Origin of the sequence: Amycolatopsis sp. DSM 110486 (assembly GCF_019468465.1) — a bacterium.
In the GTDB taxonomy this organism is placed as follows: Bacteria; Actinomycetota; Actinomycetes; order Mycobacteriales; family Pseudonocardiaceae; genus Amycolatopsis.
On record NZ_CP080519.1, the window covers coordinates 8065793 to 8080473 of the forward strand.

12 protein-coding genes are annotated in these 14681 nt (G+C 70.8%); 10 read left to right on the forward strand and 2 right to left on the reverse strand.

The features are described from left to right. Positions 1 to 804 (forward strand): citryl-CoA lyase, encoded by an 804-nt coding sequence (locus K1T34_RS39180; protein WP_220239755.1) that lies wholly within the window; start codon positions 1 to 3, stop codon positions 802 to 804. 12 nt (positions 805 to 816) lie between these two features. After that, positions 817 to 1293, forward strand: a complete 477-nt coding sequence (locus K1T34_RS39185; RefSeq protein ID WP_220239756.1) for a type II 3-dehydroquinate dehydratase — start codon at positions 817 to 819, stop codon at positions 1291 to 1293. A 198-nt stretch (positions 1294 to 1491) separates the two neighbouring features. On the opposite strand, the gene K1T34_RS39190 is transcribed toward K1T34_RS39185, so the two are convergent. Then, complete coding sequence (locus K1T34_RS39190) at positions 1492 to 2604, reverse strand: Gfo/Idh/MocA family protein (RefSeq protein WP_220239757.1); 1113 nt, start codon at positions 2602 to 2604, stop codon at positions 1492 to 1494. Between the two features lie 215 nt (positions 2605 to 2819). Next, the gene (locus tag K1T34_RS39195) at positions 2820 to 3518 is read right to left on the reverse strand and encodes a TetR/AcrR family transcriptional regulator (protein ID WP_220239758.1); all 699 of its coding nucleotides are present in this window, start codon (positions 3516 to 3518) and stop codon (positions 2820 to 2822) included. 367 nt (positions 3519 to 3885) lie between these two features. Between K1T34_RS39195 and K1T34_RS39200 the strand changes: the two genes are divergently transcribed. Genes K1T34_RS39200 through K1T34_RS39235 form a run of 8 tightly spaced genes read left to right on the forward strand, consistent with a single transcriptional unit; the run spans position 3886 to position 14591 of the window. Continuing rightward, a complete protein-coding gene (locus K1T34_RS39200; RefSeq protein WP_220239759.1) occupies positions 3886 to 6045 on the forward strand; it encodes a N,N-dimethylformamidase beta subunit family domain-containing protein in 2160 nt (719 codons plus the stop codon). 40 nt (positions 6046 to 6085) lie between these two features. Next, positions 6086 to 7087 (forward strand): sugar ABC transporter substrate-binding protein, encoded by a 1002-nt coding sequence (locus K1T34_RS39205; protein WP_220239760.1) that lies wholly within the window; start codon positions 6086 to 6088, stop codon positions 7085 to 7087. Positions 7088 to 7095: 8 nt separating this feature from the next. Next, the gene (locus tag K1T34_RS39210; RefSeq protein ID WP_220239761.1) at positions 7096 to 8637 is read left to right on the forward strand and encodes a sugar ABC transporter ATP-binding protein; all 1542 of its coding nucleotides are present in this window, start codon (positions 7096 to 7098) and stop codon (positions 8635 to 8637) included. Further along, positions 8634 to 9641 carry an ABC transporter permease gene (locus K1T34_RS39215; RefSeq protein WP_220239762.1) on the forward strand — a complete coding sequence of 336 codons (1008 nt, stop codon included), beginning with the start codon at positions 8634 to 8636 and terminating at the stop codon, positions 9639 to 9641. The genes K1T34_RS39210 and K1T34_RS39215 overlap by 4 nt, the downstream gene beginning before the upstream one ends. Positions 9642 to 9683: 42 nt before the next feature. Beyond that, complete coding sequence (locus K1T34_RS39220; protein ID WP_220239763.1) at positions 9684 to 10481, forward strand: DeoR/GlpR family DNA-binding transcription regulator; 798 nt, start codon at positions 9684 to 9686, stop codon at positions 10479 to 10481. Further along, positions 10478 to 11929, forward strand: a complete 1452-nt coding sequence (locus K1T34_RS39225) for an FGGY family carbohydrate kinase (RefSeq protein ID WP_220239764.1) — start codon at positions 10478 to 10480, stop codon at positions 11927 to 11929. Before K1T34_RS39220 ends, K1T34_RS39225 begins: the two co-directional genes overlap by 4 nt. Next, a complete protein-coding gene (locus K1T34_RS39230) occupies positions 11929 to 13338 on the forward strand; it encodes an NAD(P)/FAD-dependent oxidoreductase (RefSeq protein WP_220239765.1) in 1410 nt (469 codons plus the stop codon). Before K1T34_RS39225 ends, K1T34_RS39230 begins: the two co-directional genes overlap by 1 nt. Next, complete coding sequence (locus K1T34_RS39235; protein ID WP_220239766.1) at positions 13335 to 14591, forward strand: FAD-dependent oxidoreductase; 1257 nt, start codon at positions 13335 to 13337, stop codon at positions 14589 to 14591. Before K1T34_RS39230 ends, K1T34_RS39235 begins: the two co-directional genes overlap by 4 nt. Positions 14592 to 14681: the final 90 nt, after the last annotated feature.

Here is a 14681-nt window from a genome sequence, read left to right on the forward strand (position 1 = left end):
ATGGCTGTCACACCTGCACAGACCACTGTGGACGATGTCGCCGACTGGTGGGCCAACAGCATCTGCCGCATGGAACCCGGCGTGGTCGAGCTGCGGGGCGTCCCTGTGCAGGATCTGATCGGCCACCGCGGCCTGGTGTCGACGATCTGGCTGATGGTCCGCGGCAGCAGCCCGACCACCGACGAGGAAGCACTGCTGGAAGCGGCGATGGTCGCGTCCGTCGACCACGGCCCGCAGGCACCTTCCATCGCGATCGCCAGGATGACGGCCACCTGCGGCGTCGGCATGAACAACGCCATCGCGTCCGGCGTCAACGCCCTCGGCGATTCCCACGGCGGCGCCGGACAGCAGTGCGTGGAACTGCTGTCCGACATCGTGGAACGTCAGTCGGCGGGAGTGGACCTCGACGCCGCGACGGCGGAAGTGGTCGCCGAGTACCGTGCGCGCGACCCGTACCTGCCCGGGTTCGGTCACCGGTTCCACCCGGTCGATCCCCGGCGCGACCCGCTGCTCGGCCTGGTCGACAAGGCGGTGTCGGCGGGAGTTGTCGAGGGCAGGCACGCCGCGGCAGCCCGGGCGGTCGAGACGGAGCTCAACCGAGGGCGCCGCAAGCCCGTGCCGATGAACATCGACGGAGCCACCGCCGTGATCTACGCCGAACTCGGGTTCCCGCCCGAGCTCGCGCGGGGCCTGTTCGTTTTGAGCCGCAGCGTCGGCATCCTCGCCCACGCCTGGGAGGAAACGAACTCCGGCCGGCGCAACAAGGGCCCGATGCCGACCTCGATCCTGCCCACCTACCGCTGAGACGGGAAACTGATGCGAATCGCCGTCCTCCACGGTCCGAACCTCAACTTGCTGGGGGCGCGCCGGCCGGAGAAGTACGGGACCACCACACTCGCCGAGATCACCGCCGACGTTGATCAGACCGCGGCGCAGTGGGGCGCCACGGCCGTTCACTACCAGTCGAACCACGAGGGCGCGCTCGTCGACTGGGTGCACGCCCACCGCGACGCGGTCGACGCGATCGTGATCAACCCGGCCGGACTGACCCCGGTTGCCTACTCGCTCCTCGACGCCATCCGGGACACCGACCGGCCGTTCGCCGTCGTGCACATCTCTCAGTGGCACGCCCTCGACGGCAAGGACCGCAACGACATCTTCGCCCCCTTGGCCGCGGTATACCTCGCCGGCGCGGGCTGGCACGGTTACGCCCTGGCCGTCGAGGCACTCGTGTTCAAGGTTCAGAACCGGGTGGCAGCGGAGGCATCGGGGAACGCGGCCGCGGGGTGGTGAATCAGACCTCGGGAGAGGTCCAGGTCGGCCGGCACGGTGGTTCTGGTGAACCGCAAGTACAAGAGGCTGCCCGCTTGTTCAGGATTGACCCTGGCCGCGTGCATGCGGATCCGGACTTCGCCGGGGCTGGCTTGCGGGGTCGGCCGCTCGATTGCGCCGAGCACTTCGGGTCCACCGTGACGAGGATGCCAACTGCCTTCACCGCGTGACTCCGCCTGCCGGGATGAGCTGGCGCACGCCAGTGGAGGCTGCGCGGTTCACGGCGTCGATGAAGCGGTGGCGGTGGAGTGCGTGCCGGAAGTCCGGGACGAGTGAGGTGTTCTCCGCGAGGTCGCGGGCGTGCTGCGCGTATAGCTGCGCGACGTTGTGCGCGGGTCCGGAGAGGTCGCGAGGGACATCGGTGTAGTAGGCGTCGGGCACCGTCAGGGGGTGCACCGTGGTGTCGTCGCCGCGGCCGCCGGAGAGGGTGAGATCGGCGACCTGGAAGTTGCCGTTGGAGGAGGTAAGGACAAGGTCGCCCGCGGTGCCGTTGATTTCCCAGCGCAGGTTGTCGCCGCGGGAGACGCCGCCACGGTAGTAGATCGAAGCCGCGGCGCCGCTGGTGAGCACACCGCTGATCGCGACGTGGTCGGGAGCGGTGACGGTGAGGATGCTGCCGTCGTCGGCGACCGTGACTTGGTCGCGGCGGCGCACGAGGTCCGCGGTGATGCCGGCGAAGTCGCCGACGACGTGATTGACCGCATCGAGCGCGTGCATGGTCGGGACGGTGAACGTGGTGACGCCCTTCGTGTCGTCGTACCAGTAGGAGTTCGCCTTGGTGGCCGTCGGCCCCCACGCGGCACCGGAGCCGACGAGTGTGGTGCCGAGGATGTCGCCGACATACCCGTCTGCGATCAGATCGCGGGCGTAGCGAACCTCGGGCGCGAACCGGCCCTGCAGGCCGGCGATCGTCCTGACGCCCTTCGCGGCGGCGATGCGGGTGAGCTCATCGGCGTTCTCGAGATCGATCGCGAGCGGCCACTCGGTGAAAACCGTCTTGCCCGCGGCCACGACGGCGGTCGTCAGCTCACGATGGTGCGCGACCTTGACCGCGACGACGACGATGTCGACGTCCGGATCGGCGATGAGGTCGGCATGGTTGTCGTAGCCCTTCACGCCGAACGCCTCGGCTGCCGCGTCAGCGGACACGCGCCTGGAGGTGCTCACGGCCCGCAGGGCGAAACCCCGGAGGGCGGCGAGTGCGGGAACGTGACTGATGGCAGCCCAGCCGGTGGTGCCGCCACCGATGATGCCGACGCCGATCTGATTCATCGGTTTGCTTCTCCTCTGACTTGAAGGTGGGGATTGGTGGGATTTCTGGACCGGGTATCGAGTGGTTTCCTCGCCTGCGAACTCGATCTCTGGCATCAACGCCTGGTGGATGCCGGACCCGCGCGAGAGACGGGCACAACCAGCCTTTCTATAATGACTGATCGTTCCTGAATCAAGGCGCGATCACGGTTTAGTTGCCGTTCCGGGACGTGGACTCAGCAGAAGCAGGTCAGGGCGAGGTCCACCGTCGCCATGAGTGTGGCGCGGTCGGGTCGGATGGCGCCGACGACCCGGAGTCCCTGGATGGTGGTGACGAGCAGTCGCGCCGTTGTCGCGGCACTGCGGTCGGCGGGGAGCTCGCCGGCGGCCTGGCCGCGAACGATCAGCTCGAACAGTGCATCCTCGAGTGACTGGATGGTGCCCTGCAGACGATCACGCACGGCGAGATCGCGGTGCGCGAGCTCGGTCGCCGCGCCAACCACGAGGCAGGCCTCACGGTTACCGTCCTCGACGGTCGCGTCGACCACGCCCACCAGAACCTCGCGAATGACCGCCTTGGTGTTCACGCCTTCCTTGAGCAGGCCGACGATCGGCTCCGCGTACCGCTCTCGGTACTGGTCGAGGACTGCCAGGTAGAGGCCTTCTTTGCTGCCGAATGCCGCGTAGAGCGACCCTCGGCCGACGCCGGTGGCGTCCACGAGGTCCTGGATCGACGTCCCCGCGTAGCCTGCCCGCCGGAACGCCGACATGGCGGTCTCGATCGCCGCGTCGGTGTCGAATTCTCTCGTCCGTGCCACGAAGCGACCGTACTTGTTATGGAATGACCGGTCAAGTAATGAGCTGGAGGTGTAGGTCGCGCCGCTGACGGTGTCGATCTGCGTGCTCTGCGCCTGCAGTACCTCCTGGTTGAGCACGGCACCGCGGCGGAGTTGATGCGCACGTCGCGGCCGGACTCCTCGGGTACCTGCGGCACGCGCGCGGCCGTGATGTTCCTGCCCGCCACTCTTCCCGACCCTGCCCACTGCGATCAGCGGCTACCACGCCTGGACCGCGGCTCACGGCTGACGGTGGCCCGGCGGTACCCGACGAACGCCGTCGTCCCCGGATCGCGCGCCATGCCGGCGCTGTAACGAGAACGTGATGAGCGGAAACCTCCTCGTAAATACGAGGTATTGCGTGGAAGTTCGGTCACAGGTACGGTCCTCGCAATCAGAAACCGCAGGGCAGGCCCGACCGTTGTTGTGGAAGTTCGGGCACTAGGCGATTGGGCGGAGAGCGTTCATGAGGTTGATCGGCTACCTGGACCAGCTGTCCGCCCGGCCGGGGGACTCGCTCCCGGTCCGGATCAGCGGTGACGGCGGGCAGGTCACGGTCGATCTCGTCCGGCTCCTGCACGGCGACACGAACCCGCTCGGCCCCGGCTTCCTCAGCACCGACGTGGCTTCCGTCCCCAGCCAGGTCGTGGTCGCGGGGGAGCAGGTCACGCCGGTGGGCTCGTGCCTGCGAGCGGACGACGTCGTCCCGGCCGGCACCACCCGGCTGAGCGCCGGCGTGGTGATCTGGCCGACCACTGTGGACGCGGGCCGGGAACAGGGTGTGCTGAGCGTGGTGGACGCCGGGGGAGAGGCGGTCGTCGCGGTGACACTCGGGGAATCCGGCCGCCTTCGGCTGTGCACCGGTGCCGGTGCGGTGCTGCTCGAAGCCGCCCGGCCGCTGGCGAACCGGCGCTGGTACCGCGTCTCCGCCGAGGTCGGCGCCGGTGGTGTGGCATTGGAAATCGTGCCGCTGGAACCGTTCCCGGGCGACGAAAAGCCGGTCAGCCTGCGTGGTGAGTCCGAAGTGGACCTTTCGGCCGCGAGCGGGGTGGTGGTCGCCGCGCTGCGCTGCCCGTCGGAGGGCCCCCGGTACTTCCCCGCCGGCGTGTTCAACGGCAAGGTCGAGCATCCCGTGCTCTCCTCCGGTGAAGACACGCTCGCCGAGTGGGCCTTCGAACGCGGTTTCGCCACCGACACCGCCGAGGACGTCTCCGGACGGGGCCGGCACGGGCTGCTGGTGAACAAACCGGCGCGCGCGATGACGGGGCACACGTGGACCGGCGAGGTGCACGACAGCGCCGCCGCGCCGGAGCAGTACGCCGCGATCCACTTCCACGACGACGACCTGATCGACGCCGGCTGGCCCGAGACGGCCCGGGTGGACCTGCCGGCCGACCTGCCGAGCGGCATCTACGCGGTCCGGCTCCGCGGGACCACCCGGGACGGCGAGGAAACCGACCACATCCCGGTCGTGGTGGCGCCCGCGACCGGTGCGCCCCGCCCGAAGGTCGCCTACCTGATCCCGACCTTCACCTACCTGGCCTACGCCAACGAACGCCTCCAGCACCGCCTCGACTACGAGGCCGCCGGCATCACCGATCATCCGATCACGCCGGGACTGCACGACGTGACGCTCGCCGAGCACCCGGAGTTCGGAGCCAGCCTCTACGACCTGCACAGCGACGGCTCCGGCATCTGCTACACGAGCGCGTTGCGGCCGATCCTCAACCTGCGCCCGGACTACCGCATGTGGCTGCAGAACGCGCCGCGCAGCTTGGGTGCCGACCTCTACCTCGAGCACTGGCTCGTCCGAAGCGGTGTCGAGCACGACGTGCTCAGCGACCACGACCTGCACGCCGACCCCGAGCACGCGCTGGACGGCTACCAGGTGGTGCTCACCGGCTCGCACCCCGAGTACTACAGCGGGGCGATGCTCGACGCGCTGCAGCGTCACGTCGACACCGGACACTGCCTGATGTACCTGGGCGGCAACGGGTTCTACTGGGTCACCTCGCAGGACCCGGGACAGCCGGGTGTGCTGGAGGTGCGTCGCTCGGGTGGCATCCGGACCTGGGAGATCCAGCCGGGGGAGGGCCACCACTCGACCACCGGCGAGCCGGGTGGGCTGTGGCGCTGGCGCGGCCGGTCGCCCAACAAGCTCGCCGGAGTCGGCATGTGCAGCCAGGGCTGGGACGAGAAGGCCCCGCCCTTCGAGCGCACCCCACTGTCCTACGAGCCCGAATGGGCCTGGGTTTTCGAAGGCATCGACGACCATCTCATCGGTGACTTCGGTCTGATCATGAACGGCGCGAGCGGCGACGAACTCGACCGCTGCGACTTCGCACTGGGCAGCCCGCCGAACACGGCTGTGCTGGCCACCTCACAGCGCCACAGCGACTTCTACCAGCTCGCCGTCGAGGACGTGCTGATGCTCGCCCCCGGGCTGGGCGGCAGCGAGTCCGATCTCGTCCGCTCCGACATGGTGATCGTCGAGCGCCCGGGCGGCGGTGCGGTCTTCTCCGTCGGCTCCATCTGCTTCACCGGCTGCCTGCCGTGGAACGGCTACGAGAACAACGTTTCCCGGCTGCTGAACAACGTGCTCGGCAACTTCGGCGCCCGCGTCTGAAAATCGGTCCCCCCGAATCCCGATTGCAGGGAGAATTTCGATGAAACACCCCGTCCCGTTCCGCCGGCTGGCCGGCGCCACCGCGGTGGCCCTCTTGACTCTGTCCCTGGCCGCTTGCGGTGGCATCACCCAGGACAGCGGCTCGGCCTCCGGCGGCCAGTCGTGCAAGCGCTCCACCGACAAGGTGATCGGCTTCGACTACCCGTTGACGTCGCTGTCGGTCTACGGCGACCTCAAGCGGTTCGCCGAGCAGCGAGCCACCGCGCGCGGGTACCAGTTGAAGTACACCGCCGACGACGAGGATCTGCAGAAGCAGACCCAGAACGTGCAAACGTGGGTCACGCAGAAGATCCCCGCGATCGTGTCCTACCCGCTCGAGCCGGCGTCGATGGAACCGCTCGCACAGCAGGCGCGGGGCAACTGCACGGTGTTCGTCTCCTACGCCTCGCCGCTGAAGAACCAGGACGCCTCGGTGCTGTTCAGCGGCCTCGAGAGCGGTCAGGCGCTTGGCAAGACGGCCACCGAGTGGGCCAAACAGCACCAGGGACCGGTGAAGGTGCTCGTGCTCAACAACCGGGACCTCGCGGTGGGTGCGCAGCGCGACGACGGCCTGAAGGCGTCCTTCGCCGCGGGTGGCAACGTCGAGATCGTCTCCACGCAGAAAGCCGGCACCCGCGCGGACGGCGAGCAGATCGCCCGTACCGTCCTGCAGGCGCACCCCGACCTCAACATGGTGCTCGGGTACGACGACGACGTCGCCCTGGGCGCGCAGCAGGCGTTCCTCAACGCGGGCAAGAACCCGAAGGACCCGGGCATCTTCATCGGCGGCCAGGACGGGTCGAAGGAAGGCCTTCAGGCGGTGTCGCAGGGCGGGATCTACCGGGTCTCGGTCGCGGTGCGCATCCGTGACATCGGCTTCGCGGTCACCGACGTGGCGGCGGACCTGTTGGAGGGCAAGCCGAACAAGGGTGTGAACGTCCCGCCGGTTGCGCTCACCGCGAGCACCCCCTCGCTCAAGGACTACCTGAGCGACTACAGCTGAGGAACCCGATGACGCTCACCATTCGAGGCCTGGTCAAGGGATACGGCGCGGCCACCGTCCTCAAGGGAGTCGATCTCGACATCGCTCCCGGAGAGGTGCACGCGCTGCTCGGCCCCAACGGCGCCGGAAAGTCGACCTTGATCAAGTGCATCGGCGGAGTGGTGACCCCGGACGCGGGTGAGCTGGCGCTCGACGGCGAGTCGCTGGGCCAGCTCACCCCGAACCGGGCCTTCGCCGCCGGGATCGCCACCATCCACCAGCACCTCTCGCTGATCGACGTGCTGTCGGTGAGCGACAACCTGTTCCTCGGCCAGGAGAAGACCGTCGCCGGGGTGCTCGACCGGGCCGGCCAGCGGCGGGTCACCGCCGAGCTGCTCGACCGGTTCGGCCTCGACGTCGCGCCGGGGACGAAGGTCGGCGGACTGCCCATGGGCACCAAGCAGCTCCTCGAGATCGCGAAGGCGTGGCACCGCACCGACGTGCGGGTGCTGATCCTCGACGAGCCCACGGCGTCGCTGTCGGAGAGCGAAACGGAACGGCTCTTCGCCGAGATCGCGAAGATGAAGGACGGCGGGGCGCGCATCGTCTACACCACGCACCGCCTGGGCGAGGTCTTCCGCATCGCCGACCGGGTCACGGTCCTTCGTGACGGTGTGGTCGCGTTGCGGGAGAAGGTCTCCGATGTCGCGCCGGAGCGGATCGTCGAGGTGATCTCCGGCGGTACCGGCGCGCCGACGGCACCGGCCGAGCCCGCCGACCTCGGTCCGGTCCGGCTGCGGCTGCGGGACCTGGCCGGCCCGCGGTTCGGGCCGATCGACCTCGACGTGCGATCCGGCGAGATCCTCGGTCTCTACGGTGTGCTCGGCTCCGGCCGCACGTCGCTTCTGGAGACACTCGCCGGCGGCTACCGCGCCGCCGGCGGCAGCGCGGAGGTCGACGGCGAACGGTCGGCACCGCGCACCCCGGCGGGTGCGGTGCGGCGCGGGATCGCGCTCGTCCCGTCGGACCGGCTCCGGCAGGCGCTGTGGCCGACCCGCAACGCGGCGGACAACCTGCTGCTCCCGTCGTACCGGCGGCTCGCGCGGTTCGGCCTTCGGCGGCACGGTCGCGAGAAGCGGCTGTTCGCCGAGACCGCCCGGCAGGTCGACCTCCAGCCGCCCGACGGCGGACGCAAGGGCGGCCAGTTCTCCGGCGGGAACCAGCAGAAGCTCGTCCTCGGCCGCTGGCTCGCGCGGGCCGGGGAGCTCGGTGTGCTGTTGCTCGACGAGCCGACGCAGGGCGTCGACGTCGGGGCCCGGCGGCAGATCTACCAGGTGTGCCGGGAGCTGGCCGCCCGCGGTCTCGCGGTCGTCTTCGCGTCTTCGGATGCCCAGGAGGTCGCCCTGCTCGCGCACCGCGCCGTCGTGATGGACCGCGGCCGGCTCACCACCGAGCTGACCGGCGAGGACATCACCGAATCCGCCTTGCTCGCCGAAGCCCATCAGTTCACCGGTGTCACCACTGACCTGCCCGACGACGCCGCAGCCACCCTCCCGGAGGTACGCCCATGACGACGGCAACCGTCACCCCCGAGGGGAGTACCACCCGGCGCACGCCGGTGCTGGAGCTCGTCCTGCGGTCGGCACTGCTGATCGGCCTGCTCGTGTTGGTCGGCTTCTTCACCAGCGGGTCGGACCTGTTCCTCACCGTGGGGAACATCAAGAACATCGCGCTGTCGGGCGCCGTGCTGCTCATCGTCGCGGTGCCGCAGGCGGTGCTCGTGATCATGGGCTACGTGGACCTGTCGGTGGGGTCGGTGGTCGGGTTGTCCGGGGTGGTCACCGGGCTGCTCATCGTCGACCATCACCTGAACTGGGGGCTGGCCGTGCTCGCCGGCCTCGTCGTCGGCGCCGTGGGTGGTCTGGTCAACGGCGTACTCGTGTCCTACACCCGGCTCAGCCCGATCATCGTCACGCTCGGTACTTTGCAGCTGTATCGGGGGATCGCGCAGTTCCTGCGCTCGGACCCGCCGGCCGACTTCGGCACGGGGATGTCGCTGCTGGGGCGCGGTATCTACGCCGGCATCCCGGTCCCGGTGTGGATCGCGTTCATCGTGTTCGGGCTCGGCGCGCTGTTCCTCTACGGCACGCCCGCCGGCCGCCAGGTCTACGCGATCGGCGTCAACCGGGAGGCGGCGTTCCTCTCCGGGATCGCGACGAAACGGTTGCCGCTGCTGGTGTTCGTGGTCACCGGTCTCGCCGCCGGCCTCGGCGGGGTGCTCTTCGCGGCGCGGCTCGACTCCGCGCCGCCGAGCACGCTCGGCGCCAACTTCGAGCTGCAGGTGCTCACCGCGGTGCTGCTGGGCGGGGTCGCGTTCAGCGGCGGCCGGGGGACGATGCTCGGTGTCCTGCTGGGGGTGGTTTTCCTCGGCGTGCTCAACAACGGTATGACCTTGATGAACGTGCCGTACTTCGCACAGGCCATCGCGACCGGCGCGGCCCTCGTGGTCGCGGCCGGCCTGGACGAACTCGGGCAGCAGGCCGGCGCTCTGCGCCGGGTGCTCCGGAGAACGTGATGGGCCTGGCTCGCTCGTGCATTTGAGGAAGGTAGGGGAAACGTGCTTCCCGACGAACGCCGCAGGCAGATCCTGGCGCTGCTGAACAGCAGCGAGGTGCTCCGGCCCGCGGACATGGCGGTCCAGCTCGACGTGTCGCCGGAGACCATCCGGCGCGATCTCGTGCTGCTGGAACGCGAAGGCGCCATCCGCCGCGTGTACGGGGGTGCGGCCAAGGCCAAGAACCTGTCCCGCAGCGCCGAGCCCGGCCGGGTGGAGCGCGAGAACATCGAGCGGGAGGCCAAGGCGGAGATCGCCGAGGTGGTCGCCTCGATCGTCGGTGACGACGACACGGTGTTCCTCGACGTGGGCACCACTGTGCTCGCCGCCGCCCGCGCGCTGCCCGAGTCGTTCCGCGGCCGCGTGGTCACCAACAACCTCGGCGCGGTCCTGGCGATGGCCGGCCGGGACGGGGTGAACCTTCACCTCGTGGGCGGCCGGGTCCGGCACGACGAGCTGACCTGCTCCGGGCCCGACGCCGAGGATCAGGTCAGCAACTTCTTCGCGGACAAGGCGTTCCTGGGCTCCGGCGGGGTCCACGCGACCGGCGGGCTCACCGACTACCACCTCGACGAGATCGCCGTCCGGCGCCGGATGATCAGCAACGCGGCCGAGGTCTACGTGCTGGCGGACGGAAGCAAGCTCGGGCACGTCGCGCTGCGGAAGGTCTGCGAGCTCGACCGCATCACGGCGCTGATCACCGACTCCTCAGCGGACCCCGAAATGGTCGCGCAGCTGCGCGACGCGGGGCTGACCGTCGTGCAGCCGGCCGTGGCCGGAGCCGAGGACGCGGCCTCATGACCGGAGCCGTGCTCGCCATCGACCAGGGCACGTCGGCGACCAAGGCGCTCGTCGTCGCCGAGGACGGCTCCGTGCTGGCCGAGGTCGACCGGCCACTGTCCGTGCGGACGCCGAAACCGGGTGCAGTGGAGGTCGATCCGGGCGAGCTGCTGGCGTCGGTTCTCGACGCGGGCCGCGCAGCCGTCGCGGCGGCCGGGGTGGGTGCCGGCGTCGTCGGACTCGCCAACCAGGGCGAGACGGTGCTGGCGTGGGACCCCGCGACGGGAGAAGCCCTTTCGCAGTGCGTGGTGTGGCAGGACCGCCGGGCCGTCGAGGTGTGCGAGTCCCTGCGCGACGTCGCCGACCGGCTCGGCGAGATCAGCGGCCTGCCGCTCGACCCGTACTTCTCCGCCCCGAAAATGCGCTGGCTGCGGGAGCGCGTGGGCGCAGGGGGAGTGGTCACCACCACCGACACGTGGCTGTTGCATCGGCTCACCGGCGAGTTCGTCACGGACGTCGCGACCGCGTCGCGCAGCATGCTGCTCGACCTCGAGTCCGGCACCTGGTCGGACGAGGCGTGGGAGCTGTTCGGGCTGACCGAGCGCCGTCCGCGGCTGGCCGGCAACGACGAAGTGGTCGGCACTACCAGCGCATTCGGCACCGAGGTCCCGGTGGCCGGGGTGATCGTCGACCAGCAGGCTGCGCTGTGGGCGCAGCGCTGCCGGGAACGCGGCGAGGCGAAGTGCACGTACGGCACCGGCGCCTTCCTGCTCGTCAACACCGGTGACCGGCCGCAGCGCAGCGAAGCCGGGCTGACCCCGTCGATCGCGTGGCAGATCGCGGGGCAGCGGCGCTGGTGCCTCGACGGGCAGGTGTACACCGTGGGCAAAGCGGTGTCCTGGCTGCGCGACGTCGGCCTGCTCGGCTCGGCCGGCGAGCTCGACGCGCTGGCGTCCACAGTGGACGACACGGGCGGGGTCTTTTTCGTGCCGTCGCTCGCCGGGCTGGCCGCGCCGCACTGGCAGCCGGGCGCGACCGGTGGCTTCCTGGGACTGAACCTGGCGGCGACCCGGGCGCACTTGGCCCGCGCGGTCTGCCTGGGGATCGCCGCGCAGATCGTCGACCTCGTCGACGCCGCGGCGGCGGACCTCGGCGGCACCGCGCCCAGGCTGCGGCTCGACGGCGGGCTCACCCGGTCGCGAGTCTTGGTGCAGCTGCAGGCCGACTTGCTGCAGGCACCGGTGGAGGTGGCCGCCGCCCCGCACGCGACCGCGCTCGGCGTCGCCGACCTGGCGCAACGCGGTGCCGTCGGCCGCCCGTTGCCCGACCCGCGGCCGGGCACGGTCGTCGAACCGAGCCGGCCGCCCGCCTGGGCCGCCGAGCAGCTGGGCCGCTGGCGGTCCGCGCTGGAGGCGACCCGGCAGTTCAGCGGCGAAGGCCGCGTGTTTCCCGGAAGGGCTGATTCCTGATGCCAGTGCCCGAGTACGACCTGGTCGTGATCGGAGCCGGAGTGGTCGGCTCCGCGCTGGCGCGCGAGTTCACACTGCGCGGCCGGTCCGTGGCGCTGGTGGACGCGCGCTCCGACGTCGGGGACGCGACCAGCAAGGCCAACACCGCGATCCTGCACACCGGCTTCGACGCGACGCCCGGCACCACCGAGTCGCGGCTCGTCGCCCGGGGGTACCGGCTGCTGTCCGACTACGCCGCCAAGGCGGGGATCCCGGTCGAGCCGCTGGGCGCCCTGCTGGTCGCCTGGGACGACGAGCAGCTGGCGGCACTGCCGGGGCTGGCCGAGAAGGCCGCGGCCAACGGCTACCACGAGACCCGGCTGCTTGACCCCGCCGAGTTGGCGCGGCGCGAGCCCCACCTCGGCCCGGGCGCGTTGGGTGCCCTGGAGGTGCCGGGGGAGTCCATCATCTGCCCGTGGACGACCACGCTGGCGTTCGCGACGGAGGCGGTGCGCCACGGTGCCGAACTGCTGCTCGGCCACACCGTGACCGGCGCCGAGCCGGGCGCGGGCCACACGGTGCTGCACACCGACCGGGGACCGGTCCGGGCCCGGTCCGTGGTCAACGCCGCCGGCCTCGGCAGCGATCACGTGCACGCGATGTTCGGGCACGAGTCGTTCACGATCACCCCCCGCCGCGGCCAGCTCATCGTGTTCGACAAGCTCGCGCGGTCGCTGGTGAACCACATCCTGCTGCCGGTACCGACGAAGATGGGCAAGGGCGTGCTGGTGAGCCCGACCGTCTACGGCAACGTGATGCTCGGCCCCACCGCGGAGGACCTGACCGACCGCTCGGCCACCGAGTCCACAGAGGACGGCCTGGCCATGTTGCGGGAAAAGGGAAACCGGATCGTCCCCGCGCTGCTGCGCGAGGAGGTCACCACGATCTACGCCGGCCTGCGGGCGGCGACCGAGTTCGGCGACTACCAGATCTCGTTCCACCCCGATCAGCGGTACGTGTGCGTGGGTGGGATCCGGTCGACGGGGCTGACTTCGTCGCTCGCGATCGCCGAGTACGTCGGGGCTGAGCTGGCGGGCTGGCCGGGCGAGGCTATGCCGGGGCCGCGTGCGGACGTCGTCCCGCCGCAGATGCCGTATCTCGGCCAGGTGGACGTCCGCCCGGCCGAGGACGCGGAGCTGATCGCGAAGGACCGCGCCTACGGCGAGATCGTCTGCTTCTGCGAACGCGTCAGCCGCGGTGAGATCCGCGACGCGCTGCACAGCGAAATCGCACCATCCACTGTGGAGGGGCTGCGCCGCCGTACCCGGGCCGGGATGGGCCGGTGTCAGGGTTTCTACTGTGGGGCGGTGGTTTCGCGCATGGTCGACGAGGGCGCGGACGCGCCCGTGAAAGCGGAGGCCGTGAAGTGAACGAGCGGATCAGGCACGATGTCGACGTCGCCGTGATCGGCGGCGGGCCGGCCGGGCTCGCCGCGGCGGTCGCGCTGCGCCAGGCCGGGGTGGAGCGGGTCGAGGTGCTGGAGCGGGAGCTCGTCGCCGGCGGGATTCCACGGCATTCCGCGCACACCGGTTACGGCCTGCGGGACTTGCGGCGGATCATGACCGGGCCGGCCTACGCCCGGCGGTACGCCGCGCTGGCCGCGGTGGCCGGCGTCACCGTACGCACCACGACCATGGTCACCGGCTGGTCCGGCGACGGCGGGCTCGAGGTGACGGCGCCGGACGGGCTGTCAGTCGTGCACGCCTCGGCGGTGCTGATGGCCACCGGCGCCCGGGAGCGCCCGCGCCCGGCGCGCTGGGTGCCGGGCGACCGTGGCCAGGGCGTGTACACCACCGGGCAGCTGCAGCAGACCGTGTACCTCCACGGCCGGCCGGTCGGACGGCGCGCGATCGTGGTGGGTGCCGAGCACGTCGGCTTCTCGGCGATGATGACGTTGCGGCACGCCGGGGTCGAGGTCGCGGCGCTGACCACCGAGCTGCCGCGGCATCAGAGCTACCTGCCGTTCCACCTCGGCGCGCGGTGGATGCTGCGCGTCCCGGTGCTGACGGGCACCCGGGTCGTCGCGGTGCGGGGCAAGCCGCGGCTTGCGGAGGTCGAGCTGGAGCGCGTCGCCGACGGGCACCGGTGGACCGAGGCCTGCGACACCGTCGTGTTCACCGGCGACTGGGTGCCGGACCACGAGCTGGCCCGGACGGCGGGCGTCGGGATGGACGCGCGCACCCTCGGGCCGGTGATCGACGCGACCGGGGCCACCAGCACGCCGGGGCTCTTCGCCGCCGGAAACCTTTGTCACCCGGTCGAAACCGCGGACGTCGCGGCGCTGTCGGGCCGCCACGCGGGCCGTTCGATCGCCCGCTGGCTGGCCGGCCGCGCGGCCTCGGCGGCCGGCGCCGGGGTCCCGATCGAGGTCGACGGCCCGCTGGCCTGGACCAGTCCGCAACGCATCTCGTCGTCGGCGGACCTCCCGGCGCGCGGCCGGGTGATCCTGCGGCCGAGCGTGTTCGCCCGCCTGCCGCGGGTGCGGGTCAGCCAGGGCGACCGGGTCCTTTGGCAGGGCCGGCTTCCGCAATTCGTCCCGTCCCGCCCGGCGCTGCTGCCGGCCTCCTGGCTCGCCCGCGTGGACCCGTCGGGCGCCGCGGTGCGGATCGAAGCGCTGGTCTGACCGTCCGTCCACGGTGGACGATGCTGGGCACCCATCGCAGGAACAGGCCCTTCGTGCTGTCCATGTCAGCGGGGCATTCGTGGCGGCGGT

Bases quoted from the DNA above. Each gene is read 5' to 3' on its own strand.
- K1T34_RS39225 (WP_220239764.1), top strand. From the start codon at position 10,478: ATGACCGGAGCCGTGCTCGCCATCGACCAGGGCACGTCGGCGACCAAG.
- K1T34_RS39190 (WP_220239757.1), bottom strand. From the start codon at position 2,604: ATGAATCAGATCGGCGTCGGCATCATCGGTGGCGGCACCACCGGCTGG.
- K1T34_RS39180 (WP_220239755.1), top strand. From the start codon at position 1: ATGGCTGTCACACCTGCACAGACCACTGTGGACGATGTCGCCGACTGG.
- K1T34_RS39210 (WP_220239761.1), top strand. From the start codon at position 7,096: ATGACGCTCACCATTCGAGGCCTGGTCAAGGGATACGGCGCGGCCACC.
- K1T34_RS39205 (WP_220239760.1), top strand. From the start codon at position 6,086: ATGAAACACCCCGTCCCGTTCCGCCGGCTGGCCGGCGCCACCGCGGTG.
- K1T34_RS39215 (WP_220239762.1), top strand. From the start codon at position 8,634: ATGACGACGGCAACCGTCACCCCCGAGGGGAGTACCACCCGGCGCACG.
- K1T34_RS39185 (WP_220239756.1), top strand. From the start codon at position 817: ATGCGAATCGCCGTCCTCCACGGTCCGAACCTCAACTTGCTGGGGGCG.
- K1T34_RS39230 (WP_220239765.1), top strand. From the start codon at position 11,929: ATGCCAGTGCCCGAGTACGACCTGGTCGTGATCGGAGCCGGAGTGGTC.
- K1T34_RS39200 (WP_220239759.1), top strand. From the start codon at position 3,886: ATGAGGTTGATCGGCTACCTGGACCAGCTGTCCGCCCGGCCGGGGGAC.